Below are 26,457 nucleotides of genomic sequence, written 5' to 3' on the forward strand. Positions count from 1 at the left end.
ATAGGCTTCAATTTGACTATCTATCATTTTAAGCTGTGCTTCACAACTCTTAGTCTGTATATGCGAGGATTGTTTAGCTATATTAGGTATAATTAATATTAATAATAAACTTATTATTAGCAAAACCAATAACATTTCAATAAGCGTGAATGCTTTTTTATTAAATTTGTTTTTAAAAATATTCATATATCGTTAAAACCTCATTTCATTTTATTGTTTGCATTAAATCAAACATTGGTAACATAATGACTAAATATAATGACACAATCATAATTGCTATTATTAAAAATATGCATGGTTGTATAAACTTGATAATGAATTGCATAGATTGCTGAATTTTATCAATAATAATTTCACTGTATAATTTTAATTCAACTTCAAGATGTCCTTTTTTCTCACCTTCTTCTATAAAAATAACTAATTCATCTTCAAAGCATGATAATTTTGTTAAAATTTCACTCAAATTCAAACCTCTCTGTGTGCCAGTTGAGAGCGCGTCAGCTAGATAAGTTAAATAACTGTCGTCTTTTTGTTGGGAATATATATCAACAATCTTATGAAGACTAATCCCATTTTTATAAAATAGTGAAAACTCTGAAGACAATCGAAATGTTTTATAAAGTTTATAAAATTTTGAAACTATTGGTATTGATAACATTATCTTAAGTTTATGGTTTATTGGGAGTTTTACATACACTAAGTAAAATAGAATTATGAATATTAGTGCAACAATAAGTAAATAAAATAAAAAAGAAGGAAGATTCAATATTATAAAAGATAAATATCGTTGTGTTAAAGAAATTTCCACTCCCATACTATGATATAAATTTTGAAACTCTGGAATAATAGTATGATTTAGAACTATGAGCATAATGGTAAATATAGATAGTAAAAGCAGAGGATATTGTAATGTTTTAAGTAAGCGCTTCTTAGTTTTATAATTTTTCATTAAATATTCTTGCGCATGGGGTAAAGTCACTGTTAAATCACCAAACATCTCAGCAAAATAAATTAGCATAACAATTGTTTGTGGATACCTTAATAATTTAAGTACTTGAGAACAATCTGCTCCATGTTGTAATTCTTCCTTGATTAGCGCTTTAATGTTTAGAGACCTAATATTAGTATGCTGTAATAAAAAATTAAATGAGTCGCTTAAAGTAAATCCATGTTCCAGTAAATCTTTTAGTTTTGATAATAATATTATTTTCTCCTTTTCACTTAAAATAACACAAGGGATAAATTTAGAGATAACGTTCCATTGATGTTTCACAAATCATTCCCTCTTTTGACATTTTATTTAATTTATAAGACAAATTATGGAAACCTTCAGGTAATGTATAGCTATTTTTAAAGAAGTGATAGATATCTGCTTTGGTTATCTGTTCATATACAAGCTCTCTTTTATTTTCGTTAGTAGTGATAAGCCTTTGATTTAATATACTAACGATTGACTGTATAAGCTGTTGGACTGTTATACCCATTTCTAGCAGCCTTAATATTACACCTTTGCAATTACTGGCATGTATTGTCGAAAGCACTAAATGACCACTTAAACTGGCTTGTATAACATATTTAGCTACGTTTGCATCTCTTATTTCTCCTATTAAAATAATATCTGGATCACAGCGCAGTATCGCCTTAAAAGAATTCTCATAATTTATCCCTGCTTTTTCATTTAATGATATTTGTGTTATACCATTTATTAATTGTTCAACAGGTTCTTCAATCGTAATAATATTTAAATTTAAATGCTCTTTAGCATACATCAACATGTGATACATTAACGTACTCTTTCCTGAGCCAGTAGGACCACTCAATAAAATTAATCCTTGTTTTTTATTCATTAGATTGTATAGATGAGTTATGTTCTGATTGTTTTTATGCTTTTGAAAGTATTGCGGGATAATTCTAATAACGCAACTTTCATTTCCAAGAGATAAAGGAAGCGTAGAAATTCTAAGGAAATAAATTTGCTTTAATTTATAAATATATCTACCACTCTGTGCAGTATTATGTTTAGAGACATCTAAGCCAGCTTGATATTTCATATAGGTTAGTAATTTCAAATAATTATTTAATTGCAATGTCTCTATTGACTTCAATTCGTCACCGATTCTAAATTTAATCAAAACTTCTTTATCTGCAGGGATAAAATGAATATCTGACGCGTTAGAATTAATTGCCTTTTCAATCATACTATTAAACAATAATTTCAATAAAAAACACCTCCTACATATATACACGTAAGAGGTGTGAGAATTACTTTTATTTTTCATGACTAATATTAATATGAGCGTGCTTAATCCAAAAGAATTTAACCATGTAAATAAGGATTCAATTGTTCATCTTCCACTGTAGTATATGGTCCATGACCCGGGAATAAAGGTAAATCATCGTCTAATTCAAATAATTTATCTAATATTGAGTTAACTAATGTTTCGTGATCACCTTTATATAAATCTGTTCTTCCTATACCTTGTTTAAATAATGTGTCTCCAACAACAGCAAACTCATTAAAGACAAACGTTAAACTACCAGGAGAATGACCAGGAGTATGTAACACTTTGAAATTGAAACCTGCTACATTAGCATCGCCTTCTTCTAGTGATTGTGGCGTAGCATGGCTAATTACATTAGGTAATCCATATTGTTTGAACTTTTCTGAACCATTTTTAGTTGTATTTGTTAAGAAATCAAATTCCGATTTATGCATAAATACTGGCACATTGTATTTCTCAATAATATCGTCTAAAGCAGCAATATGATCAAAATGACCATGAGTAAGCAATACAGCTACTAATTTTTTATTAATTTGATTTAACTTTTTGATAATCAAATCACTATCATTGGCAGGATCAACTAAGATCACACTTGTATCATTTTCTATAAAATATACATTTGTTTCAACTAAACCTAAAGATAAACTCGAAATTTTCATTCTAGTTACCTCCGTTGTTTAAATATTGTTGTACAGCCTTAACTTTTTCGTTCATATTACGTGATTTATCTCGACGGTCATCAATTCTTATGTTAGTACATACACGGCTTAGTCCTTTATCAAATGGTAATTCATGAATCGCTTGTACAACTTCAAATAAATCTTTTAAATCGCCTTCAATTAATGTGTTCATTGGCGTTAATTGGTAATCAATTTTCCCTTGCGCTTTATATTCTTTTAATTTACTTTGAATTTCGGCAATATATTTACTTACACTCGGTCCTTCTGTTCCGACTGGTATAACAACTACATCTACGATAGCCATTATTTAACACCATCCTTTTCAATTATATAAGTATAAATTAAACCTGCAGCTCCTGTAATACCTGCATCATTTCCAAGCTGGGCTTGTACAATTTCAGTATTTTGTTGAGCAGGAGTAAATGTTAAATTATGATATTCTGTTTTAATATTTTCTATTAGTATCAATCCTGCAGTAGACATCCCCCCACCTAGGACAATGTATTTCGGATTGCTTGTTACACTGACGATGCTACATAAATAAGCAATATAATTAGCGACGCGTTCTGTTATAAAAATACAGAATTGATCACCAGCTTTGGCAGCATCAAAGACTGCTTTAGCACTCACGTTATTATCTTTGATTAATTGTAAAATTGAAGATTTAAATGTTAATTTAGGATAATAGAAATTAACAAGGTTTACTACGCCTGTAGCAGATGCCACTGTTTCTATACAGCCTGATTTTCCACAATTGCATTTGAAACGTTGGTCATGATCTACTCTGAAGTGACCTATTTCAGCGCCAGACCCGTTATGACCATGTACAATTTCACCGTTTGAAATAATGCCTCCGCCTAATCCAGTACCAAGTGTAATAGCAACTACATCATCAGCGCCGTTACCTGCGCCTTTGTGCTTTTCGCCTAAAGCAGCAACGTTTGCATCGTTGTCAACATAAACTGGACAATCTACAAATTGTTTGAAAATATTTCGCACATTGACTGTATCTTTCCAGTATAAATTGACTGCACCATTTACTTCGCCTGTTTCAAAATTCACAGGTCCAGGCACACCAATCCCAATACCTAAAACGTCTGAGAAAGTGTTTTCTGATTTATCTATATACTGTATGAAAGAATCATATATATTTTTTAATAGTAAATACCCTGTAGTATCTGAAGTATCTGTATCGATTGACCATTTTGATAAACGATTAAGATTTTCGTCAAAAATTCCTAGTTTACATGTTGTTCCACCAATATCTGCTGCTAATATAATTTTGTTCATTTAATTTTCATCCTTCTCTGATTTATTAAAAGGGTGCACTTCCTTTAACTTTAGTTCAAAAAATCTTATATATCAAGGTTTTTGGAGATTTTACACCAACAAAAGTTCCAGATACTAAAACTCTTTGAATCTAACCTTTATAAACCACTAAAATTAGATTTATATTTCCTTATTTACATTTTAATCTTAATCAATTCTCAATTGCAATAATTATGAAGCAACTTACTTAACAGTGCAAAATGCTTGTGATTTATATCTTTTATAACTAAAAAACAATTATACGTACAATATAAAAACATTGGATTTAGATTATCTTTATAATGCTTATGCTAGGTTAAGGTAATTTGTTATACATATATTATTTTAGGCCGAGACAACATTTGCCTCGACCTAAAATCTTTGTACGTTTATTTTTTTCTTTGATTAATAATTATTCGACATTTTAAATAATCATCGTTTGAAATAAGACCTATATTATATAGTGATTGAATTTCTTGTTCCATCATTTCATACATGTCTGCCTTATCTTTAAAATATACGATAAAACCAAATTTTTTAAGGAGTTGCTGCACGTCATAAAATGTATTAATTTGCTGAATCACTATCATCGCTCAATTCTTTATTTAAATTAATATAATCATTGTTACTAGGGTCAGATTTTAACGCAGCTTTTATATATTTCTTCGCTTTATCTTTGTTATCAAGTGACCTGTTCGCAATTGCTAATTGGTAGTTTAAGAGGCCTGAGTTAGGGTATTCTCTTAGCCCCCTTTCCCATGTTGCAATACCTTCTGCTTTCGAATCTAAGGTTGCTTTAATAAGACCGCTTAAATAATATGTTCCATCATCAGCATATTTCTTATTAATAGTATGCTTTACCATATCTTTTGCATCATCATAATTTCCTTGTTTCATTTCGTTTGTAATAATCGTATTGTATATATTATCTTCTTTAATCGTAAAAATTCTTATTTGAGAGGCTATAAATAATACTAGTATTAATATTAGCAGAAACCAAAACCGATTTTTATTTGTTTTAAAATAATAGCCTATTAATGTTATTAATAAACCACCAATGAAGCCTCCTACATGAGCAACAATATTTACATTTTGCATAAATAACGATAACCCAATCATAATGACAAGTACAATTAATAATTGACCAATTAATTTACGGTTAAATTGTTTTCCAACGTACATAAACGTAAAAATTGCTCCGATCATTCCAAATATAGCGCCGCTAGCGCCCACGGAAACTGTATCAGTATTAAAAGATAGTGATGCAAAGTTACCGAATAAACCAGCGACTATATATATTACAAACATTCGCCAATGGCCAACGATGGCTTCTACAATTTTTCCAAATATAAATAGACTCAACATATTCATTAAAATATGTTCAAAATTATAATGTAAAAAGATAGAGCTAATCAATCTATACCATTCACCGTGCACCACGTTAAAATGAACAAGTCCACCAACATCTAATAATTTTAAATCTGAGAAACGATTTAAAAACAATGTCATAGCTAACCAAATAATGATATTAATTGCTATTAGAGTATATGTAACGGGGGCAAACTTAAGCATATGTTTTTCAATAGGATTGTTATTTAGAGCTCGTTTTTTATAGTACGATTTTGTATGCTTTGTTGTACGATTATACATTTTTTTTACCAAAAAGTTTGGCATAATTCTTTCAACATGCTCTGTTTCTCTAATAATTTTAACTTTAAATTTAACCGGATGAGTTTCGTTTAAGTTCTCATCTGTAAACATTTTATCTGTAAAAATATATAATTCATAATTCTTCGGTTCAAATCCTAAAAAAGTAATGATATTATTTTGGTTTTCTTGAATTCGAGTTTTATCAAATCGAACATCTTGAGTTGAATTAGCGCCATATTTAAATATTACAATACTTTCTGATTTCTTATTCGCTAGCCAAATTTCATCATTATCTTTATTAGTATGAACAACATGATAATTCAGATATTTAATCCAAGTATATATGGACTTCCAATAATGTTTTTCGGTAACCATATTTGCCTCCATTATTTAGTTGTTGCTATGATTAATTTTTCAACGGGCTCATCATGCGCTTCTGTTTCAAACGAATTCAATTGAAAATCATAAAGTAAACTAATAGTTGGTTGCTTATTATTACTTAAGAATTTATCAAAATATCCGCCACCATAACCAATGCGATAACCAGTGCTATTAAATACGACTCCGGGTACTACTAGTAAATCTAACTTATTGGTAATTTCGGTTTTTGTATTTACATGATTGATACCTTTGTCGTCCGGACCAATGTGGTTTAAATCATCTACATGTTTAAACGTCATGTCCTTTATTTGATAATTAGTTTCAGGTACAAAAACAGTTTTTCCGTCGTCTATCATTTGTTTAATAATAGGATATGTATTCACTTCATGTGGCATTGATAGTACAATACCAATTCGTTGTGACAGACTGTATTCATCAGTTTTAAAAAAATGATCTCTTAGATACTGATCCGCCTCTTGCTTATTTGCTTGTTGCATAAATTGTTTCATTAAATTAATATTTTTTTGACGCAAAGCTTTTTTTGACATATGAGCACCTTCCATAATACATACTTTTATTATTATAACGTTAAAAATTTGTAATGTCATTCAACTGCTTTTTAGAATAAGCCAAAAAATAACCAGATCCTGAATCAGAATCTGGTTTAAAATATTAATTATTTTGTTTCACGATGCATAGTGTGCTTGTTATCACGTGCACAGTGTTTTTTCATTTCTATACGTTCAGGATTAGTACGTTTATTTTTTGTAGTAATGTAGTTTCTTTCTCCACATTCTGTACAAGCTAGAGTTACGTTTACGCGCATGCTAATTCCTCCTTACCTTTTCAAAATACGACCTATTAATCATACCATTTACTTATAAAATTGAAAAGTATTATTTTTCAATAAAGACGACTATATCAGTATTTATAACAAAAACGCTTATTTTATTTTTCAGCTCGTTCTTTGAAATAGTAGTTTATAACATCTCTACCTAAGTCCCCACCATTTAACCATGGTTCAGGTACAGGTTGGTTTGTATACACAATTGAAAACGCAAGTTTAGGGTCTTTAATTGGTGCATAACCTACATACGTTGAATTTACTCTTGATTCACCGTTTTGGAAAACTTCAGCTGTACCTGTTTTACCTGCAGATGGAACTTCAGTATCGTTAAAGCTTTGATAACCTGTACCAGGCTTTTCATTAAATGCCATTTCAAAGCCATCTTGGATTTGCTTAATTTGTTCCCCAGAGTTATTTACTCTATTAAGGACTTTCCCTTTAACTTTCTCTTTAACAGGCCCTAAAGTATCTTTATTTGTTGCCTGTCTAATTTCTAATCCAATATGTGGTTGAACTCTATAACCATTATTACCAATTGTAGAAACATATTGGGCTAATTGTAGAGGTGTATAGGTATCATATTGTCCTATTGCTAAATCAAGGAAATTACCTGGATTATCTGTTAATGGTTCAATTTGTCCGTTTGTTTCGTTAGGTAAATCAATACCTGTTTTAATGCCTAGCCCTACTTGGTTTAAGCCTTTACGAAGCTTTTGACCTGCTTCAGAGATGTCATTTGGTAATGTCATATTCGCTGAATATGGCGATCCAGCCATCTTCAAGGCTGTCTTGAACATATAAACGTTAGATGAGTGCATTAGTGCTTCTTTATCATTTATCGTTTTCCTACCATCTTGGTTAAAGTAAGAGCGTTTTGTCAGACCACCAGCAAATTTCAATGGCTCATCGACCATTTGATCACCAACATTAATTGCATTATTTTGATAACCAGCTAATAAAGTACCGCCTTTTACAGATGAACCAACAGCAAATTGTGATGTAAAGGTGCCTATATCATAATCTGTTAAATCGCCGTTCTTATCAATTTGTTTACCAGCCATTGCTAAAATATCGCCGTTATTAGGATTTTGTACAACAATTAATGCGTTGTCCATATCCTTAGCGCCTTCACTACGCAGTTTAGATATTTGTTTCTCTAGGTATTCTTCGGTTTTTTTCTGTAAGTCAATGTCAATGCTAAGTACTAAATCATCTCCACGGGAACCTGGATTAATTACTTTGGAATCGATGACTTCACCTGATTTATCAGTGGTATACTTCATCTCTTTTTTCTTACCTTTTAAAATGTCATCATATTGATATTCTAGATATGATTTTCCTACTCGATCATTACGAGAATATCCTTTAGCCAAGTATTGCTCAGTTAGTTCTTTAGGAATACCTTCTTCAGTAGTAGATACATCTCCAAAGATACCTCTTAATGTATCACCATTAGGATATTTTCTATCCCAATCCATTGTCGTATTTACACCTGGCAAATCAGATAATTTTTGTGATACCGCTGCGTATTCTTCATCAGTCACATCTTCGTTTTTAATCATCTGTGGATCAAGAGCTGAACCAGACATCATTTCTCTATAAATAGCTAAGACTTGTAAATCTTTGTCACTTAATGTATTGGTTTGTTTTTCCCCAATTTTTTTATATAAAGCTTCGTCATAGTCATCTTGAGAAATACTTCCATCATCAAGTAATGCTTGTTCGCTTTGCATTAATGTTCTCGCTTTATTTGGATGTAATTGAATCCAATAGTCTTGTTTATCTCGATCTGTTATTTTGTCAGTGTTCATTTTAATTAAATCTGATAAATCTTTTGCAATTTTTAAAACCTCTGTTTGCGAAGTTTTTCTACCACGCGCGTATGTAATCGCTTTTTTAGAAGCGTTATCAACAAGGACTTTACCATTTCTATCTAATATGCGCCCTCTTGGTACGGCTTCATTAACTGTTAAATTTTCGCTATTTTTAATCAGTTGCTTATAATGAGAACCTTGTGCAATTTGTAAATAACCTAACCTTAAGACAACTACTGCAAAAATAAATACAATCACACCAAATATAAAGCTAATTCTTTTATTCATTGTATTTCTAATTTTTTCATCATTTGACTTTTCTTTTAATCTTTTTAACAAAACAGCATACCTCAATTCAAAAGTTCTCACTACAAATGATATATGAAATTAGCGAATATTTCTATTATTTTAATTAAAAAAATGACGACCTAGTAAAAGGCCGTCATAATCGCTAGCTCAATTATTTAGCTGCGTTATATAATTCATCAACTTTTTCCCAATTTACAACATTCCAGAATGCACTGATATAGTCTGGACGTTTGTTTTGGTATTTAAGATAATAAGCGTGTTCCCAAACATCTAATCCTAAGATAGGTGTTTTACCTTCAGTAATTGGATTATCTTGGTTAGGTGTAGTAACGATTTCTAAGTTACCGTTATTAACTACTAACCATGCCCAACCTGAACCGAAACGTGCTGCTGCTTTATCTGCAAATTCTTCTTTAAATGCATCTAAAGAACCCCATTGTTCTTTAATTTTATCAACAACAGTACCTTTTTCTTCTGAGTTTGGAGTTAATAATTCCCAGAATAATGAATGGTTTAAATGTCCACCACCATTATTGCGAACAGCTGTTTGAATATTTTCTGGAACACTGTCTAGGTTTGCAACAATTTCTTCGATTGATTTAGATTCTAAATCAGTTCCTTCTACTGCTGCATTTAATTTAGTTACATAAGTGTTATGGTGTTTGCCATGGTGAATTTCCATTGTTTGTTGATCAATGTGTGGTTCCAATGCATCAAAACCATAAGGTAAATTTGGTAATTCAAAAGCCATAAATAATCATCCTCCTAATTAATCTTTAAATAAAGCATAACAACTAATTATGATAACAACAATTAATCTGCTTAAAGTTTAATTGAAAAGTTATTGAATAATATTTGTCATCTTTAGTTACTCTATTAGTATATCTCAAATTGACCTTATTTAAACATGTTTATTCAACAATTTTAAAAATTCAATTTAATTCATACGAAAGACCTATGATTTATGGAAAATTTTTTGTATTTCGAATCTTTTTTGTACAATTTACAATCAAGCTTGTTGGCAAGTTTCACACACGCCATAAACCTCTAATTTATGCGTATGGATATCTACTTTAGGAAGAAATGCTTTAATTTGTTCAATCGGACAAAAATCAATCACCTTAGTATCGCCACATGATTCACATATAAAATGATGATGGTGATGATCTGTGCAAGCAATTCTAAATTTCATTTCACCATCCAATTCTGTACCTTCGACAATGCCTAAATCTTTAAATAAATGTAAATTACGATAAATTGTGTCGAATGATATCCCAGGGAAATTTTTATCCATTTCCTGTTGAATTAATTTAGCGTTAATATATTTATCTTCTGAGACAAATATATCGAGCATTTCACGTCTTTTATTTGTATATTTGTGACCGTGGTTTTTAATGATACTAATAGCTTCTTCAGTTTTCATCGTTAGCATCTCCTTTTATTGTTCTTGTTTTAAATTTCTGATACATCATCGTAATAGCGAGTATAAGTACAAGGAATACTACAATTACACCACCAGGGGATATATTCATGTAAAATGCTAATACGAGCCCTCCAATAACTGAAATCTCTCCAATAACAACACTTAAAATGATTAACTGTTTAAAACCTTTTGTGAGTCGCATAGAAATTGCCACAGGTAAAGTGATCAATGCACTCACTAATAAGATACCTACCACACGCATAGAGGCAGAAATAACCATTGCTACAATAATAATAAATATAAATTGAATCCATTTAGGTATTCCTATTACTTTACTATATTCTTCATCAAAGGATAATATAAATAATTCTTTGTAAAAAGAAAGTATAAATACAAGGACAATGATGACAATTACAATAATTGTAAATAGATCACTTAAGGTTACAGCACTGATAGAGCCAAACAATAATCCTACAATTTCTTGATTGAAGCCATCTGCTAGTGAAATAAATATTGCGCTTAACGCAATACCAGCACTCATAATAATTGGAATAGCAATTTCTTGGTAGTTACTATAAGATGTTCGTAACTTTTCAATGAGTAATGCACCGATTACCGCATATAAAATACCAAACCACATTGGGTTAATAAATGCCAAAGTTGGCATTACGGTTACAATAAACATCCCAAATGAAATACCACCAAGCGTAACATGACTTAATGCATCTGCAATTAATGATAGTCTCCTGACCACAATAAAAGCACCAATTAATGGTGCAATCAAACCGATAAGTAACCCACTTGCAAGTGAATATCTCATAAAATCAAAATTTAGTAAGGCTTCAATCATGATGAACAACACTCCCTACTATGCTGATGATCAACAAATTGGATAGGGTGACCATAAATTTTTGATATTTCAACTTCGTCTAATGATTTAAAGTCTTCAGTTGTTCCGTGAAAATGTAAATGCTTATTCAAGCATGCTACTTCAGTCGCTGTATCTGCCACAACCCCAATATCATGTGTAACAAGTATGATGGTTACACCTTCATGTTTTAGTGTATCTAAAGTTTCATAAAATTCACTCACATGTTTTGCATCAATACCACTAGTTGGTTCATCCAGAATCAGTACTGATGGTTCACTAATTAACGCTCGTGCAATTAACACTCGTTGTTGTTGGCCACCTGATAATTCAGCTATATTTTTATCAATTAAATGTTCAATGTTAAGACGAGATAGAACAGCTTTTACGCTTTGTTCATCTTTTTTATTGAACCACTGAAATAATTTCTTACGCTTGGTAAGCCCACTGATAACAACTTCTTTAACACTAGCAGGGAACCCAGCTTTAAATGCCTGTGCTTTTTGGGAAACGTAACTAATTTTTAGTAAAGACTGATTACCATTATAGTCTTTACCATCGACGTAGATTTGCCCTTTTTGAATTGGTAATAAGCCAAGTATAATTTTTAATAAAGTTGATTTTCCAGCACCATTAGGTCCTACAATTGCAACAAACTCTCCTCGATTAATTTTAATGTTTATATTTTCAAGCACCTGTTTGTTGTCAAAATAATAATCTATATTTTTTAATTCGAATACTGGTGTAGACATGTTTTCACCTCGTTCTATACTATACATCGAGATATCAATTATGTAAATAGTAATGTTTCCGAATTAATAAAAAAGAGTAACATGTGAATTCTAATTAAATCATCAGAGTTCACATATTACTCTTTTTTGTTACGGTTAAATAAATTGCTAATCTTTTTCTGATTTTAAAGCGCAAGAATATTTAATTAAAATCTTTACATTCTAATCCATTTTCAAGGAAAATCATTATTGATGCAAAATTTTATTCTTTAAATCCGGATCAAATTGTTGTTGTTTTAACATTTCAATCTCTAGTTTATAAGGTGGTTTTTTGTTCTTCTTATCTTCACCTACATAAGGTGTTTCTAATATTTTCGGAATCTCTTTAAAAGTATCGTGATGTACAATATAGTTAAGCGCATCAAAACCAATATAACCAAATCCGATATTTTCGTGTCTATCTTTATGTGCGCCAATATCATTTTTACTATCATTCACATGCACAACTTTAATTCTATCAACACCTATAATTTTATCAAATTCATTTAAAACGCCATCGAAATCTTCTTTGACATTATAACCGGCGTCGTGTGTATGACATGTATCAAAACATACTGATAATCTTTCATTATGATCTACGCCATCAATAATTCTAGCTATCTCTTCAAAATTTCTGCCAATCTCAGATCCTTTACCAGCCATTGTTTCTAATGCTATTCTAACATCGTTATCATTCGTTAGAACTTCGTTAAGACCTTCTATTATCTTTTTGATACCTGTATCTGTACCTTCGCCAACATGAGCACCTGGGTGTAATACTATATCTTTTGCGCCTAGTGCTTGTGTACGTTCTATTTCACTTTGTAAGAACTCCACACCAAGTTCAAAGACATGTGGTTTAATTGTGTTAGCGATATTTATAATATAAGGTGCATGCACAACAATATTTGATAGACCATGAGCTTTCATTACTTCATGCCCTTTTTCAATATTTAATTCTTCGATAGGTTTTCTTCTTGTATTTTGTGGCGCACCTGTATAAATCATAAATGTAGACTCACCAAACTTTTGAGCTTCTTCGGCTGAACCTTCTAACATTTTTTTACCATTCATCGATACATGAGACCCTAATAACATAAAATTCACCTATCCTTTTTTATTTTTTCTTTCTTGTCTACTCTTTTGTTTACTAAATTGCTTACGTTCTTTACGTTTTAAATCATCCAAATCACGTTTGAATTTCTTCTTATAACCTGGTTTTACTTTTTTCTTATTGCTTTTAACTTTATATTTTAATTGATTTGTTAAGTGATCATCTTTATTTTTACGTGATTGGCGTAAATTATGAGCTTTAATTGCTTTTAATTCATTGTCTTTAATATCTACGTTTTCAAAATGATAACCACGTTGTTCGATTAGCGCAACATTATTTTCTTCATCGGGACTGTATAAAGTAATTGCAACGCCTTTATATTGCCCTCTACCAGTACGTCCTACACGATGTGTGAAGAAATCAATATCATTTGGTACATCAAAGTTAATTACATGACTTACACCATCAATATCAATGCCACGTGATGCTAAATCACTAGCTATCACATATTGGAATTCTAAATTTCTAATACGTTTCATTTGTTGTTTACGTTCTCTAGGTGAAAGTCCACCATGAATCATACCTAATTTCAAACCAGCCGCATTGAGTTGGTTAGCTAATTCATCAGCACTGTCTCTACTATTACAGAAAATGATACATAAATATGGGTTTAGTATGTCAATTAACTTTAAAGTCTTTTCTATTTTAGCTTCACCTTTTGTCGGGATTAAATAGAATTCTATATTTTTTTTGTTCTTTTCTGTATTTTCTATCTCAACAAAATCGGGATTTTCAAGATATTTATTTAAAAATGGATGTAACGATTTAGGTATTGTCGCACTAAACACTGCAATATGCGCTTTCTCATCTAATCTTGTAGCAATATGATCAACTTCATCTATTAGCCCTAAATCTATCATTAAGTCTGCTTCATCAATGACTAAGTAGGATGCTAAGTGTACATGTAAATCCCCGTGTTTAGCTAAATCATTTATACGTGTAGGCGTACCGATAACAAGTTGTGGTTGATTCTTTGCACGACTACGATCTTTTTCAATATCTGTGCCACCTATGAATAGTTTTACTGACACATCTTCTTTAAATTTTGTTATATGGCTAGCAACATCAAAAAGTTGTTGCGCTAATTCTCTTGTAGGAGCTACAACAATTGCTTGTGGTTCTTTGTATTCTGTATCTATTGAATTGATTAACGGTAATAAAAACGCATGGGATTTACCTGTCCCTGTTTGTGATTGGCCGATTAAATTTACTTGTTTTATTATTTTTGGTATTACTCGGCTTTGAATTTCAGTCGGTTGATCAAAATTCAAATCTTTCACAGCGTCAATCAGACTTGGTTCTAAATTAAATTTCTCAAATGGGTGATTTGCCATGTCTTGGCCTCCTTAAATCTTCATCTTATCCATTATAAAGCATTACCGTATAATTTTGAACTAAATTATTATATCAGGTCAAATAGGTAATAATTGCCACAAAATGTTTGTCAGTAGTAATATCAATATAATTTTATAGCAACATCCTAATATTTCTCTCTAAGAATGCTTACTTTAATAAATTATGTTTGTCAAATATCAATTATATTTTAATTGTCATGCAATATTTCATATTAACGGCTGAAGCATTGATTACGCCTCAGCCACGAATTGTTGTTATAAATATTCAAATGGGTCTGTATTAATCACAGACGCTTCAATATTAAAATATTTGCTTTCAGTATTTAGCCAATCTTCTAAAAGTTGGCATAATCCTTCTCTCATTACATATTCACTGTAATGATTAATATCTAATAAATTAACACCTGCGATTTTAGCGTCTAATGCATCGTGATGCTTAATATCGCCCGTTACAAAGATATCAGCGCCTTTTTGTTTAGCTGTGTACTCAAATCCAATACCTGAACCACCAATAATAGCTACTGTTTCTATGTTAGCATTGATATCACCAGAAAAACGTACGCTTGGCATTTTTAATTGTGATTTAGCATGGTCCACAAATTTTCTCGCTGTCATCGCTTCACTAAGTTTACCTATCATACCCAAACCATAATTCGCTTGTTTTTTTAGCTCTATAAAATCATAAACCGGCGTTTCATATGGATGGTGTTGCGTTATTAAATCTTGTGTTAAACTTCTTTGCTGATGCTCAATCATAAATTCCAATTTATATTCATCTACATGAGCAATTTGATTTTTTTCACCAATATGCGGATTCGCATTATCTACTGGCTTAAATTGACCAGTGCCCTTACTTTCAAAAAAGCAATATTGATAGTCTCCCTCTTGAGCAACGCCTGCTTCGCTTAATGCATCTTTAAAATTGTTTAAGTTTTCCTCAGGAATAAATACTTGCACCTTATAATAAGATATAGTTTCAGGGTTTAAAATTTGTTGCTCTTTTAAGCCTAATTTGTTAGAAAGCATCGCATTTACACCTTGTGGGTGAACATCTAAGTTAGTGTGTAATGCAATAAGATTAACATCATGTTGAATTAATTTACGTATGATTAACCCATAACCATCTTGTTGAGTAATATTTTTTATGCCTTTAAAAATAAGAGGATGATGACAAATAATTGTATTATAGCCTTTCTTTATCGCTTCATCAACAATTTCTTCAGTACAATCTAGTGCTGTCAATATACCTGTTACTTTGTTAGCCTTATCACCAATTAATAAACCCACGTTATCCCATGATTCAGCTGTATTAAAAGGTACATGCGTATTAACGGTTTTTAATAATTCATCGATAATCATTTATAACACCTCGTTAATTAGATCTAACTCATCATTTATCTCATTTAAACGTTTAGCATGAGTATTAGGATTCAAATTATTTTTTATTTTTAATAACGCTTCTTTTTCACGTTCCCATTTTTTGTTAAATAAATCATTTTTATCTTTAACTAATTCAGGGCCGAATTTTAATTCTGCTCGAGTCATAGTTGGTTTATTTTCAAAATACTCAGCAACAATAATTTCATATATATGGCCCTTTTCTTCCATGATTTCTTCATTTATTATGCCATAATTTAATTCTGTAAGTTTGATTCTAATAGCACTTGACTGTATATTACTTTGTAACACTAACCTTGGTTTGTTATGCAATTTATCAGCGCCATCACTAATAATTTTGGCTATTAGAGGTCCGCCCATGCCACAAATAGTAATTGAAGTAATTGCATCTTCATGTTGTATAACTGTTAACCCATCACCTAGTCGTACATCGATATGGTTACTGAGTTGATGTTCACTAACATTACGTTTAGAGGCATCAAAAGGTCCTTTAATGACCTCGCCTGCTATTGCTTTTTTAGTTAATTTATTTTTTATAGCAAAAATTGGTAGATAAGCATGATCTGAACCAATATCTGCTAAATAGTCACCTTTAATATAATTACTTACTCTTTGTAATCTTTGGTTTAATGGAATCATAAAAGTGCTCCTCTTTTAATATGTAAAAAAGGAGCGGAAGTGAAATCAAAATTTTAAATTTGATCTCGAATTCCCGCTCCTTTTATCACTGACTTAGTTTTTAAAGCTATTGGATAGCGTATTGTACACTCCATGAGCTACTGTACATGTGTACATAGAGACGTAACGACATTGATAAATGCGTAGTTGATTAGTCTCAAGCACTAAAAATTAGTCCATAAAATCTTTTAGACGTTTGCTTCTACTTGGATGTCTTAATTTTCTAAGTGCTTTTGCTTCTATCTGACGAATACGTTCTCTTGTAACACCAAATACTTTACCAACTTCTTCAAGTGTACGTGTTCTACCATCGTCTAATCCAAAACGTAAACGCAATACATTTTCTTCACGATCAGTTAATGTGTCTAATACATCTTCTAATTGTTCTTTTAATAACTCATAAGCAGCATGATCAGAAGGGCTTTGTGCTTCTTGGTCTTCAATGAAGTCACCTAAATGACTATCATCTTCTTCCCCGATTGGTGTTTCTAATGATACCGGCTCTTGAGCGATTTTTAGTATTTCTCTTACTTTCTCAGGAGGTAAGTCCATTTCTTCACCGATTTCTTCAGGAGCAGGATCACGGCCTAAGTCTTGTAATAATTGTCTCTGAACACGGATTAACTTGTTTATTGTTTCAACCATGTGAACAGGGATACGAATTGTACGGGCTTGGTCAGCAATCGCACGTGTGATTGCTTGACGAATCCACCACGTTGCATAAGTTGAAAATTTAAACCCTTTATTAAAATCGAACTTTTCAACAGCTTTAATTAATCCCATATTACCTTCTTGAATGAGATCTAAGAATAGCATTCCACGACCTACGTATCTCTTCGCAATACTAACGACAAGACGTAAGTTAGCTTCGGCTAAACGAGATTTAGCAACTTCATCGCCTTGCTCAATTTTTTTAGCTAATTCAATTTCTTCTTGAGCATTTAATAAATCTACGCGTCCAATTTCTTTTAAATACATACGAACTGGATCATTTATTTTTACGCCTGGAGGTGCACTTAAATCATTTAGATTCAATTTAGAATCTTTATCAGAACTATCTTTTTCATTAACTAAACTAATATCGTTATCAGTTAATTGATCAAATAATTCATCCATTTGGTCAGAATCCATTTCGAAGTTTTGTAATTTTTCAGCAACTTCTTCATGGCTTAGGTGCCCTTCTTTTTTACCTTTTTCAATTAATTGTTTTTTTACATCTTCTAAAGTTAGAGATGGGTCAATGGTTTGTTTTTTAACTTTAACTTTATTTCCAGACATGAAAAGGCCTCCCGAATATAATATCAACTTGATATCAAAATATTTTATAGATAAAATTAGTGAAATCTACTCAAAACATTGTATCGTATACACATTAAAGTGTTATAAACATACAGACAAGTACATATTTTTCAATTCATTCTATTTTTATTGTGATTTACAATTTTTTCTAAATAATATTTTTGCAGTTCTAAATCACCCAATCTCGAAGCTTCTCGGAGCTTTTGATTAAGCGATTCAATCGTTTCTTCATTTCTATTAGTTGTCAGTGTATTTATATAGTCATCAATTTCATGTTCAAAAGGTTCTTCATTTATCAAATAGTTATCTAATGATATAAATGCTTCTTTAATTTCATTGGAATCAATGTACTGTAATACATCACTAATATTGAACGTATCATTTTCAGAGTAAAACTCGTGTAAAATATTAAATATACGCTTAAAATATTCATTTGTAAAGTCTTCTAATTGAAGTAATTTGTGATAATTTAAAAAAGTATCTTTATCATTCATAAAATGTTTAAGTAAAGCGCGTTCTGCTTTCTCATTCTTATTTAAATTATTGAATTGCGGCACGGATGGCACATGATAATCTTGAGGTTGATAATAATCTTGTTGCTGTCCTATTACATTATTTAGACTATCCAAGCTAACTTTAAACAATTCCGAAACTTCTTGCAATATCTTTTTCTGTAAAATAGTAGAACTCATATAAGAAATATCATTAGTGATTTCCTTTAAATATCGCTCATACGCTAAATCATTATTTTCAATTTCGTCTTGATGAGTATGCACTTTATAAATAACGAATGATTTTTTCTCATGCTCTACAAAGTAATTAAATGCTTCGGTGCCATGCTTTCCAATATACTCATCAGGATCCATATCTTTAGGTAATTGCACTACAAATACATTGAAACCTTGTTGTAACAGTATTTGTCCAGTTTTTAATGTAGCTTCTGTACCTGCGTAATCACCATCAAACATTAATGTAACATTAGACGTTAACTTTTTGATAAATGCTATATGTTCTTGTGATATTTGTGTACCCATACTAGCAACAACTTGTTTAAGCCCAGCTTGATCAGCTTTAATAACATCCATAAAACCTTCCAATAAAATTAATTCATCAGTTTTTCTGATGGATTTTCTAGCGTGATCAACGTTGTATAGTAATCTACGCTTTTGAAATATTGGTGTTTCTGGACTATTTAAATACTTTGGTTCTTGATTTGTATATGTTCTGCCTGAATAGCCGACAGTCCTTCCTTGTGCATTGGTTAACGGAAACATAATACGATCTCTAAAACGGTCATAATAACTAAAATTTTCCTCGTTTCGAGATAACAATCCAGCTTCATAAGCTAGTTGAATATCGTACCCTTTTTTCTTTAGAAAATCATGACAAAAATGAGAATTTTTAGGCGCATAGCCAATTTTCCTTGCATCAATCAGCGCGTCAGTAAAACCACGTTCTTTCAAATAATTTAGGGCTGCTTCACCTTCAACTGTTTTTTTCAGTGCATAATGATAATACTCTTGCATTAACTCATGCATTTCAATCATTTTCAAATCGTCTGAGGCAACTTGGTGCGAAGTCTCTTGGTTTACACCAGATGACTCTGTTTCAACTTTAATATTAACGCGCTCTCCTAATTCTTTCACAGCATCAGTAAATGATATATCTTTTATCTCTTGTGTGAATTGGAAAACGTTACCCCCTTTTTTACAACCGAAACAATGGCAAATTTGCTTATCTTCTGAAACGGTAAAAGATGGAGTCTTTTCATCATGAAAAGGACACAAACCTATATAATTGCGTCCTCTTTTCTCTAACTTTACATACTCGCTAACTAAGTCGAGAATGTCAGTTTTTTCTTTTATTTCATTAATTGTGGATTGTTCGATTCGCAAAATAATCACCTATTAGACATTAGTTACACTATTATAAATGTTTTATTTATTTTTTGAAACTATTTTGCTCTATAATACTAATAATATCATTAGCAGTTTCTTCAATCGCTTTATCTGATACATCAATTACCGGACAACCGATTCTTTCAACTAAGTTATGGAAATAATTAAGTTCTTCTTCAATACGTTGTTCAGTTGCATATCTAGCACTGTCTCCTAACCCAAGCTGCTTTAGACGTTCTTTACGAATTTTATTTAATTTTTCTTCGCTAATTTTTAAAGCAATGCATTTAGATGAATCAATATTAAATAAATCATCTGGCGGCGTGACCTCTGGAACAATAGGAATATTCATGACCTTGTAACTTTTATGGGCAAGATATTGAGATAATGGTGTTTTGGATGTTCTTGAAATCCCCAACAGAACAATATCTGCTTTCGATAAACCTTTAGGATCTTTACCATCATCATATTTAACTGCAAATTCGATAGCATCAATCTTCTTGAAATAGGCTTCATCTAACTGATGGACAAGTCCCGGTTCAAAATATGGCTGTTCATCAATTTTATCTAATAAAATATTCATTAACGGCCCCATAATATCTACAGATTTAATATTAAATTCACTGATTTTTGCTTCCATATATTTTCTTATTTCTGGTTTTACTAATGTATAAACTACAATGGCTTCTGTATCTTTCGCGACAGAAATCACTTCATCTACGTTTTCTAATGCTTCAATATATGGGTATCTGCTAATTTCACTATCACATTGGTTTGGATTAAATTGTGAAATACAGGCCCTTGCTACTAATTCTGCTGTTTCACCTACTGAGTCAGATGCGACTATTATTCTAATATTTTCCATTAATTTAATACCACCTATTCATTTAATAATGATACAAAGATTTTAGTTATTGTTGTTTTTGAAATACGACCTTTAACTTCATATTTACCATTTTCTTTTTTAACCACAATAGGTAAAGAATCGATTTCCTTTTCAATCATGAGATTTGCTGCAAATATTACCCTTTCGTCCTCTAAAACGTAACTTAAATTTGGCATGCGTGTCATAATAATATTCACTGGCATTGTATGTATATCTTCTCCAATCATTGATGCTCTCAATAAATCTTTACGTGAACAAACTCCCATAAAATCCCCATTGTTGTTAATTACAAATAGTGTACTAACATCTTCTAAAAATATAGTACATATCGCATCATAAACAGTCATCTCACTCTTTACTACTACTGGGTGAGATGCGTAATCTTTAACTACATATTGTTTTAGTTCATCGGCTATTAATTTATTTTTCGGTTTCCCAGAATAATAATAGCCAACGCGTGGTCTAGCTTCTAAAATACCAGACATCGTTAAAATGGCTAAATCAGGTCTTAAAGTCGCGCGTGTTAAATTCAGTTTTTCAGCTATACGTTCACCAGTAATCGGGCCATTATTCTTCACAATTTCAACAATTTGCTGTTGCCTTTTACTCAGTTCTATAACGCTCACCCCTTTAATCAATTTATTCAATTATACATTGAAATTTAAATTGCTACAAATACATATATTTACTTGCTTATAAACTGCCAATACATTAAAATTAGATTTAAAGCGAGTTAAGGATAGTGAAAGCTTAACAAAAATTAATGGCTACAATTAAATGATTTGTAAAAGCGAGTGTTCACACTAACTTGGGTGGAACCGCGGGTTAATAATATTCAGTAAACAAGCGCATATCTTGAATATGTGATTAAAAATGATTAACTCGTCCCAAGGCACAGATAAGATTTTATTTTCCGTGCCTTGGGACGTTTTTATGTTAAAAGGAGTGTATTTTTTATGGCAAAAGATATGGAAACAATTGTTTCATTAGCAAAACATAGAGGATTTGTATTCCCTGGTAGTGACATTTACGGTGGTTTATCAAATACATGGGATTATGGTCCACTAGGAGTAGAATTAAAAAATAATATTAAAAAAGCTTGGTGGCAAAAATTCATCACTCAATCCCCATATAACGTAGGTATTGATGCTGCAATTTTAATGAACCCAAAAACATGGGAAGCATCTGGTCACCTTGGTAACTTTAACGATCCTATGATTGATAACAAAGATAGTAAAATTCGCTATCGTGCTGATAAAATTATCGAAGATTACATGGCAAATGAAAAAGGCGATGAAAATTTTGTTGCCGATGGTTTAAGCTTCGATGAAATGAAACGCATTATTGATGAGGAAGGTATCGTTTGTCCTGTAAGTGGTACAGCTAACTGGACTGATATCCGTCAATTCAATTTAATGTTCAAAACTTTCCAAGGTGTAACTGAAGATTCTACAAACGAAATTTTCTTACGTCCTGAAACTGCACAGGGTATTTTCGTAAACTATAAAAACGTACAACGTACAATGCGTAAAAAATTACCATTTGGTATTGGTCAAGTAGGTAAATCATTCCGTAATGAAATCACGCCAGGTAACTTCATTTTCAGAACACGTGAGTTCGAACAAATGGAATTAGAATTCTTCTGTAAACCAGGTGAAGAAATAGAATGGCAAAATTATTGGAAGACTTTCGCAAGTCAATGGCTTAAAGATTTAAACTTAAGCGAAGAAGCTACACGTTTACGTGACCACGATGCTGACGAACTTTCACACTACTCAAATGCAACTACTGACATTGAATACCGCTTCCCATTTGGCTGGGGTGAACTATGGGGTATCGCTAGCCGTACTGATTTCGACTTGAAACAGCATAGCCAACATTCAGGTGAAGATTTCCAATATCACGACCAAGAAACAGGCGAAAAATATATCCCTTATTGTATTGAGCCATCATTAGGTGCTGACCGTGTAACATTAGCATTCTTATGTGATGCTTATGATGAAGAAGGTGTTGAAGGTAGTAAAGATTCTAGAACAGTATTACACTTCCACCCTGCGCTTGCTCCATATAAAGCAGCAGTATTACCATTGAGCAAAAAATTATCTGGTGATGCAATTAAAGTATTTGAAGAATTGAGCGCTAACTTCTCTATAGACTTCGATGAGTCTCAATCAATTGGTAAACGTTACCGTCGTCAAGATGAAATCGGTACACCATATTGTATTACTTTCGACTTTGATTCTTTAGAAGATGAAAAAGTAACTGTACGTGACCGCGACACTATGGAACAAGTTCGTATGCCAATCACAGAATTAAATGCTTTCTTAGCTGAAAAAGTTAAATTTTAATTTTATTATACTTAATATTACTTAAAAATAAACCAAACGTTAAATATAGCGTTTGGTTTATTTATATATATTTATACCAAGAGATTTTTGTGTAATGATTTTACTAAATTGGTAAGCATGAACATAGAGTGTTTAATTAGTTTTTGTTGAGCATTTAACGTATTAGTCCATACCACTGCTTTCATTTTAATTGTTTTCACAGATAACAAAAGCTAGATTTAACTTTTATCTAAATTTAATAGCTTTACTTCCCTTAAACTTCGAAAGTTTTATAGTAAGTATCATAAGGTTGATGTTTCTATCTACTTTATCGTCAATCCTTATAATAGGTTTTTGATCTTATATAATTATATTATAGGGTTACATAATATAATTATAGTTTATTAAAAGTAAGATTTTTCTTTTATTCGGATATATATCATTTAGTAAAAAGCTATAGCGTTTTTACTTTTGACTGTTTATATGAACTATACTTAAAAATTAAAAAAAACACCCTAATACAAGATTATTATATCTTATATTAGAAGTGCTTTCATACTTAGTCTAATTTATGTTTATTTAGTTGATTTTATATGCAAACTGATAAGAACCAATGCTTATAGGACGTAATCAAGATAAATTATCTAATCTATGTAATTGATTGATTAGTTTTTGACTTTTAAAATACATTCCTACGTATTCTTTATATAATAGTATCATTAATTCAGACATCTCATCGACAACATCGTCATGAATACTAAGTGAACTCATTTGATTAATTGGTAATTTTTGAAGAACATCTAGCAAATAAAGCGTCTTATTAGATAACAACATTGCATGTGAATCTTGATATTTAACACCTTGAGAAATGGCTCCATCAAACTTAAAACTATATGCTATTAATTGGGACTGATCATCATTGCCAGTAACAACACACTTATCGAATGTAGCATTAAATCCGAAACGGTTCATACATTTTAATAAAACAACTACAGACATCAGTTGCGCTGACACACCATTTTTAATTTTATCCAAAACAAAATGTAAAAGATCATAGCTATATTTAGAAACTTCATCTGCTTCAAGTGAACGATCAATTGTTTCGGCACATAAACTAGCAAAACTACTTTCATAAATATCTAAACGTAAGTGATAATTTTGTTCAATCACATCGACGGAGCTCAATGTTCCCATGCCTTTCCACTTAGAATAAATAAACAAGCCATACACAAATAATTGGGTGTTGGCTTGTAAACCACTCTTACTCTTTTTAGCTCGCCTTACCATTAAAGGTACCTTTGCGCCATGTTCGTTTAAAATTGTTATAATTTTATCGGATTCGCCGTAATCAACTGTTTTAATGATTATACCTTTTTGTTTAATCAACATAATAGCACACCGACTTCCAAAAAATTCTTTGCCTTAATCTTGATCTTCTAAATAGCCCATTTGACGTATAAAGTTTACTTTATTACGCCAATCTTTCTGAACTTTAACCCATAGTTCCAAATAGACTTTAGAACCTAGTAAACGTTCTATGTCGAGACGTGCACGTTTACCTACTTCTTTTAACTTTTTACCGCCTTTTCCAATCACAATACCTTTTTGCGAGTCTCTTTCTACGAAAATAGTAGCTTCAATCCTCACTCTATCCTCATCTTCTTTAACCATACGGTCTACGTTAACCCCAATAGCATGCGGTATTTCTTCGCTTGTCAAATGTAGAATTTTCTCGCGAATAAGTTCACCGACTACAAATTGTTCTGGGTGATCTGAAATTTGGTCGTCCGGATAATATTTAGGTCCTTCTGGTAAGTAAGATTTTAATACATTAATAAAATGCTCCACATTGTGTCCTTCTAAAGCTGAAATCGGCACAATTTCAGTGAAATCCAAATATTTTTTATATTTTTCAATTCGTGGCATCAGTTCGTCTGGATGTACTAAATCAATTTTATTCAAAACTAAGAATACTGGTGTTTTAATAGTTTTGAGCATATCCATAATATACTCATCACCACGTCCGATATCTTCGTTAACATTCACCATAAACATAATGGCATCAATTTCAGATAAGGTGTTTGTAGCCACACGCATCATGTAATCACCTAATTTATGTTTAGGTTTATGAATACCTGGTGTGTCTAAAAAGATAATCTGAGCATCTTCTTGTGTCATAACTCCTTGTATCTTATTTCTAGTAGTTTGTGCCTTGTCAGACATTATTGCGATTTTATGTCCAATTACACGGTTTACAAAAGTTGATTTACCAACATTGGGTCTACCTATAATTGAAATAAATCCTGATTTATGTTCTGTCATTAATTTAAATCCTTTCCTGAAAATCCTAATGGTAATAGTTCATTTACTGTCGACGCTATCATGTCCCCGTGATGATTTGTCATGTACACTGGCATATCATCATCGCATAGTTCTTTCATCACCTGTCTACAAGATCCGCATGGCGAAGAAGGCTCATCTGCATCAACAGTAACAGTAATTGACTCAAAATCCCCTGGTCGATAACCATCTGCAATTGCAGCCACTAAACTAGATCTTTCTGCGCATATAGACATAGGATAAGCAGCGTTTTCTACATTAGCACCATAATACGTTTTTCCATCTTTAGTCCTTAAATACGCACCAACCTTAAAATTACTGTATGGCGCATATGCATTTGCTTGAGCGTTTCTTACTTCTGTAAAATAATGTGATTGGTATGTCATAGTTTATCTCCCCTACTTAATAATAAGTTATCCTCAAATATTTTAATTTTGTTAATAGTTACGTCTTATTAGTATAAACAATATTCACCGAATTGCACTACTATTTAAATACATATGGTAAGAAAATAATGAGTCCTATAACTAAGGCAACGAGAGAAGCAAGTACTACGCTGAAAGCAGCAACATCTTTAGCTTTTTTCGCTAAAACATGATAGTCACTGGTAACCAAGTCTACGACATATTCTACAGCGGTATTAATTGCCTCAAACGCAAGCACTAGCCCAATTGATATAATGATAAAAAGCCATTCTACTTCATTAATTTTAAAAGCAAAACCCGCGATAATAACTACTAAAGCCAATAAAAGATGTAATAAAAATTTATAATCTTTTCTTATTAACACTAACATACCATGAAAAGCGTAACTAAATCGTTTCATATGCG

Annotated in this window: 28 protein-coding genes; 1 reads left to right on the forward strand and 27 read right to left on the reverse strand. The window is 31.5% G+C overall.

Annotated features, from left to right (window positions below):
- The 23 genes from comGC to ccpN form a co-directional block, all read right to left on the reverse strand.
- Positions 1–186: competence type IV pilus major pilin ComGC (gene comGC, locus ACF91D_RS14470; RefSeq protein WP_392437250.1), on the reverse strand; the 186-nt coding region annotated here is incomplete at its 3' end.
- 19 nt (positions 187–205) lie between these two features.
- A complete protein-coding gene (gene comGB / locus ACF91D_RS14475; RefSeq protein ID WP_052253437.1) occupies positions 206–1,273 on the reverse strand; it encodes a competence type IV pilus assembly protein ComGB in 1,068 nt (355 codons plus the stop codon).
- Positions 1,245–2,219 carry a competence type IV pilus ATPase ComGA gene (comGA, locus tag ACF91D_RS14480; RefSeq protein ID WP_039068406.1) on the reverse strand — a complete coding sequence of 325 codons (975 nt, stop codon included), beginning with the start codon at positions 2,217–2,219 and terminating at the stop codon, positions 1,245–1,247. Before comGA ends, comGB begins: the two co-directional genes overlap by 29 nt.
- A 98-nt stretch (positions 2,220–2,317) precedes the next feature.
- Positions 2,318–2,941 carry an MBL fold metallo-hydrolase gene (locus tag ACF91D_RS14485; protein ID WP_039068407.1) on the reverse strand — a complete coding sequence of 208 codons (624 nt, stop codon included), beginning with the start codon at positions 2,939–2,941 and terminating at the stop codon, positions 2,318–2,320.
- A gap of 1 nt (position 2,942) precedes the next feature.
- Positions 2,943–3,266, reverse strand: coding sequence for an MTH1187 family thiamine-binding protein (locus ACF91D_RS14490; protein ID WP_039068408.1), 324 nt, complete (start codon positions 3,264–3,266; stop codon positions 2,943–2,945).
- Positions 3,266–4,252, reverse strand: a complete 987-nt coding sequence (locus tag ACF91D_RS14495; RefSeq protein WP_039068409.1) for a glucokinase — start codon at positions 4,250–4,252, stop codon at positions 3,266–3,268. Before ACF91D_RS14495 ends, ACF91D_RS14490 begins: the two co-directional genes overlap by 1 nt.
- Positions 4,253–4,659: 407 nt before the next feature.
- Positions 4,660–4,860 carry a YqgQ family protein gene (locus ACF91D_RS14500; protein WP_237282755.1) on the reverse strand — a complete coding sequence of 67 codons (201 nt, stop codon included), beginning with the start codon at positions 4,858–4,860 and terminating at the stop codon, positions 4,660–4,662.
- A complete protein-coding gene (locus tag ACF91D_RS14505) occupies positions 4,838–6,295 on the reverse strand; it encodes a rhomboid family intramembrane serine protease (RefSeq protein WP_039068410.1) in 1,458 nt (485 codons plus the stop codon). The genes ACF91D_RS14500 and ACF91D_RS14505 overlap by 23 nt, the downstream gene beginning before the upstream one ends.
- A gap of 11 nt (positions 6,296–6,306) precedes the next feature.
- Complete coding sequence (locus tag ACF91D_RS14510; RefSeq protein ID WP_039068411.1) at positions 6,307–6,849, reverse strand: 5-formyltetrahydrofolate cyclo-ligase; 543 nt, start codon at positions 6,847–6,849, stop codon at positions 6,307–6,309.
- A 128-nt stretch (positions 6,850–6,977) separates the two neighbouring features.
- Positions 6,978–7,127, reverse strand: coding sequence for a 50S ribosomal protein L33 (rpmG, locus tag ACF91D_RS14515; protein WP_002483181.1), 150 nt, complete (start codon positions 7,125–7,127; stop codon positions 6,978–6,980).
- 122 nt (positions 7,128–7,249) lie between these two features.
- Positions 7,250–9,301 carry a peptidoglycan D,D-transpeptidase FtsI family protein gene (locus tag ACF91D_RS14520; RefSeq protein ID WP_039068412.1) on the reverse strand — a complete coding sequence of 684 codons (2,052 nt, stop codon included), beginning with the start codon at positions 9,299–9,301 and terminating at the stop codon, positions 7,250–7,252.
- A 121-nt stretch (positions 9,302–9,422) separates the two neighbouring features.
- Positions 9,423–10,022, reverse strand: coding sequence for a superoxide dismutase (locus ACF91D_RS14525; protein ID WP_017724588.1), 600 nt, complete (start codon positions 10,020–10,022; stop codon positions 9,423–9,425).
- A 258-nt stretch (positions 10,023–10,280) separates the two neighbouring features.
- Entirely contained in the window at positions 10,281–10,694 is a 414-nt protein-coding gene (locus ACF91D_RS14530) for a Fur family transcriptional regulator (protein WP_039068413.1), read from the reverse strand.
- A complete protein-coding gene (locus tag ACF91D_RS14535) occupies positions 10,684–11,544 on the reverse strand; it encodes a metal ABC transporter permease (protein ID WP_039068414.1) in 861 nt (286 codons plus the stop codon). Before ACF91D_RS14535 ends, ACF91D_RS14530 begins: the two co-directional genes overlap by 11 nt.
- A complete protein-coding gene (locus tag ACF91D_RS14540; protein ID WP_039068415.1) occupies positions 11,541–12,314 on the reverse strand; it encodes a metal ABC transporter ATP-binding protein in 774 nt (257 codons plus the stop codon). The genes ACF91D_RS14535 and ACF91D_RS14540 overlap by 4 nt, the downstream gene beginning before the upstream one ends.
- 225 nt (positions 12,315–12,539) lie before the next feature.
- Entirely contained in the window at positions 12,540–13,430 is an 891-nt protein-coding gene (locus ACF91D_RS14545) for a deoxyribonuclease IV (protein WP_327620698.1), read from the reverse strand.
- A 9-nt stretch (positions 13,431–13,439) separates the two neighbouring features.
- A complete protein-coding gene (locus tag ACF91D_RS14550; RefSeq protein WP_039068417.1) occupies positions 13,440–14,780 on the reverse strand; it encodes a DEAD/DEAH box helicase in 1,341 nt (446 codons plus the stop codon).
- 276 nt (positions 14,781–15,056) lie between these two features.
- The gene (locus ACF91D_RS14555) at positions 15,057–16,160 is read right to left on the reverse strand and encodes a Nif3-like dinuclear metal center hexameric protein (protein ID WP_101049453.1); all 1,104 of its coding nucleotides are present in this window, start codon (positions 16,158–16,160) and stop codon (positions 15,057–15,059) included.
- Complete coding sequence (locus ACF91D_RS14560; RefSeq protein WP_039068419.1) at positions 16,161–16,838, reverse strand: tRNA (adenine(22)-N(1))-methyltransferase; 678 nt, start codon at positions 16,836–16,838, stop codon at positions 16,161–16,163. It lies immediately after the preceding gene.
- A gap of 210 nt (positions 16,839–17,048) precedes the next feature.
- Entirely contained in the window at positions 17,049–18,155 is a 1,107-nt protein-coding gene (gene rpoD, locus ACF91D_RS14565; protein WP_017724596.1) for an RNA polymerase sigma factor RpoD, read from the reverse strand.
- 131 nt (positions 18,156–18,286) lie between these two features.
- Positions 18,287–20,071 (reverse strand): DNA primase, encoded by a 1,785-nt coding sequence (gene dnaG / locus ACF91D_RS14570; RefSeq protein ID WP_327620588.1) that lies wholly within the window; start codon positions 20,069–20,071, stop codon positions 18,287–18,289.
- A 46-nt stretch (positions 20,072–20,117) separates the two neighbouring features.
- Positions 20,118–20,939 (reverse strand): pyruvate, water dikinase regulatory protein, encoded by an 822-nt coding sequence (locus ACF91D_RS14575; protein ID WP_039068422.1) that lies wholly within the window; start codon positions 20,937–20,939, stop codon positions 20,118–20,120.
- 14 nt (positions 20,940–20,953) lie between these two features.
- Complete coding sequence (ccpN, locus tag ACF91D_RS14580) at positions 20,954–21,586, reverse strand: transcriptional regulator CcpN (protein ID WP_107549854.1); 633 nt, start codon at positions 21,584–21,586, stop codon at positions 20,954–20,956.
- Between the two features lie 330 nt (positions 21,587–21,916).
- Between ccpN and ACF91D_RS14585 the strand changes: the two genes are divergently transcribed.
- Positions 21,917–23,308, forward strand: coding sequence for a glycine--tRNA ligase (locus ACF91D_RS14585; protein ID WP_039068423.1), 1,392 nt, complete (start codon positions 21,917–21,919; stop codon positions 23,306–23,308).
- 609 nt (positions 23,309–23,917) lie between these two features.
- On the opposite strand, the gene recO is transcribed toward ACF91D_RS14585, so the two are convergent.
- The 4 genes from recO to ACF91D_RS14605 form a co-directional block, all read right to left on the reverse strand.
- On the reverse strand, positions 23,918–24,676 hold the full coding sequence (recO, locus tag ACF91D_RS14590) for a DNA repair protein RecO (RefSeq protein WP_039069589.1): 759 nt from the start codon (positions 24,674–24,676) through the stop codon (positions 23,918–23,920).
- Positions 24,677–24,709: 33 nt separating this feature from the next.
- Positions 24,710–25,609, reverse strand: coding sequence for a GTPase Era (gene era / locus ACF91D_RS14595; protein ID WP_069792159.1), 900 nt, complete (start codon positions 25,607–25,609; stop codon positions 24,710–24,712).
- The gene (gene cdd / locus ACF91D_RS14600) at positions 25,609–26,013 is read right to left on the reverse strand and encodes a cytidine deaminase (RefSeq protein ID WP_069792160.1); all 405 of its coding nucleotides are present in this window, start codon (positions 26,011–26,013) and stop codon (positions 25,609–25,611) included. Before cdd ends, era begins: the two co-directional genes overlap by 1 nt.
- Before the next feature lie 100 nt (positions 26,014–26,113).
- Positions 26,114–26,452 (reverse strand): diacylglycerol kinase family protein, encoded by a 339-nt coding sequence (locus ACF91D_RS14605; RefSeq protein ID WP_327620587.1) that lies wholly within the window; start codon positions 26,450–26,452, stop codon positions 26,114–26,116.
- Positions 26,453–26,457 lie beyond the last annotated feature (5 nt).

This window comes from Staphylococcus sp. 231237_7MaSpsaltlick (assembly GCF_043107035.1).

What these genes read in the sequence shown, in the direction of transcription:
- ACF91D_RS14485 (WP_039068407.1), bottom strand. Translation starts at nt 2,941, where the DNA reads ATGAAAATTTCGAGTTTATCTTTAGGTTTAGTTGAAACAAATGTATAT.
- ACF91D_RS14490 (WP_039068408.1), bottom strand. Translation starts at nt 3,266, where the DNA reads ATGGCTATCGTAGATGTAGTTGTTATACCAGTCGGAACAGAAGGACCG.
- ACF91D_RS14495 (WP_039068409.1), bottom strand. Translation starts at nt 4,252, where the DNA reads ATGAACAAAATTATATTAGCAGCAGATATTGGTGGAACAACATGTAAA.
- ACF91D_RS14500 (WP_237282755.1), bottom strand. Translation starts at nt 4,860, where the DNA reads ATGATAGTGATTCAGCAAATTAATACATTTTATGACGTGCAGCAACTC.
- ACF91D_RS14505 (WP_039068410.1), bottom strand. Translation starts at nt 6,295, where the DNA reads ATGGTTACCGAAAAACATTATTGGAAGTCCATATATACTTGGATTAAA.
- ACF91D_RS14510 (WP_039068411.1), bottom strand. Translation starts at nt 6,849, where the DNA reads ATGTCAAAAAAAGCTTTGCGTCAAAAAAATATTAATTTAATGAAACAA.
- rpmG (WP_002483181.1), bottom strand. Translation starts at nt 7,127, where the DNA reads ATGCGCGTAAACGTAACTCTAGCTTGTACAGAATGTGGAGAAAGAAAC.
- ACF91D_RS14525 (WP_017724588.1), bottom strand. Translation starts at nt 10,022, where the DNA reads ATGGCTTTTGAATTACCAAATTTACCTTATGGTTTTGATGCATTGGAA.
- ACF91D_RS14530 (WP_039068413.1), bottom strand. Translation starts at nt 10,694, where the DNA reads ATGAAAACTGAAGAAGCTATTAGTATCATTAAAAACCACGGTCACAAA.
- ACF91D_RS14535 (WP_039068414.1), bottom strand. Translation starts at nt 11,544, where the DNA reads ATGATTGAAGCCTTACTAAATTTTGATTTTATGAGATATTCACTTGCA.
- ACF91D_RS14540 (WP_039068415.1), bottom strand. Translation starts at nt 12,314, where the DNA reads ATGTCTACACCAGTATTCGAATTAAAAAATATAGATTATTATTTTGAC.
- ACF91D_RS14545 (WP_327620698.1), bottom strand. Translation starts at nt 13,430, where the DNA reads ATGTTATTAGGGTCTCATGTATCGATGAATGGTAAAAAAATGTTAGAA.
- ACF91D_RS14550 (WP_039068417.1), bottom strand. Translation starts at nt 14,780, where the DNA reads ATGGCAAATCACCCATTTGAGAAATTTAATTTAGAACCAAGTCTGATT.
- ACF91D_RS14555 (WP_101049453.1), bottom strand. Translation starts at nt 16,160, where the DNA reads ATGATTATCGATGAATTATTAAAAACCGTTAATACGCATGTACCTTTT.
- ACF91D_RS14560 (WP_039068419.1), bottom strand. Translation starts at nt 16,838, where the DNA reads ATGATTCCATTAAACCAAAGATTACAAAGAGTAAGTAATTATATTAAA.
- rpoD (WP_017724596.1), bottom strand. Translation starts at nt 18,155, where the DNA reads ATGTCTGGAAATAAAGTTAAAGTTAAAAAACAAACCATTGACCCATCT.
- ACF91D_RS14575 (WP_039068422.1), bottom strand. Translation starts at nt 20,939, where the DNA reads ATGGAAAATATTAGAATAATAGTCGCATCTGACTCAGTAGGTGAAACA.
- ACF91D_RS14585 (WP_039068423.1), top strand. Translation starts at nt 21,917, where the DNA reads ATGGCAAAAGATATGGAAACAATTGTTTCATTAGCAAAACATAGAGGA.
- recO (WP_039069589.1), bottom strand. Translation starts at nt 24,676, where the DNA reads ATGTTGATTAAACAAAAAGGTATAATCATTAAAACAGTTGATTACGGC.
- era (WP_069792159.1), bottom strand. Translation starts at nt 25,609, where the DNA reads ATGACAGAACATAAATCAGGATTTATTTCAATTATAGGTAGACCCAAT.
- cdd (WP_069792160.1), bottom strand. Translation starts at nt 26,013, where the DNA reads ATGACATACCAATCACATTATTTTACAGAAGTAAGAAACGCTCAAGCA.
- ACF91D_RS14605 (WP_327620587.1), bottom strand. Translation starts at nt 26,452, where the DNA reads ATGAAACGATTTAGTTACGCTTTTCATGGTATGTTAGTGTTAATAAGA.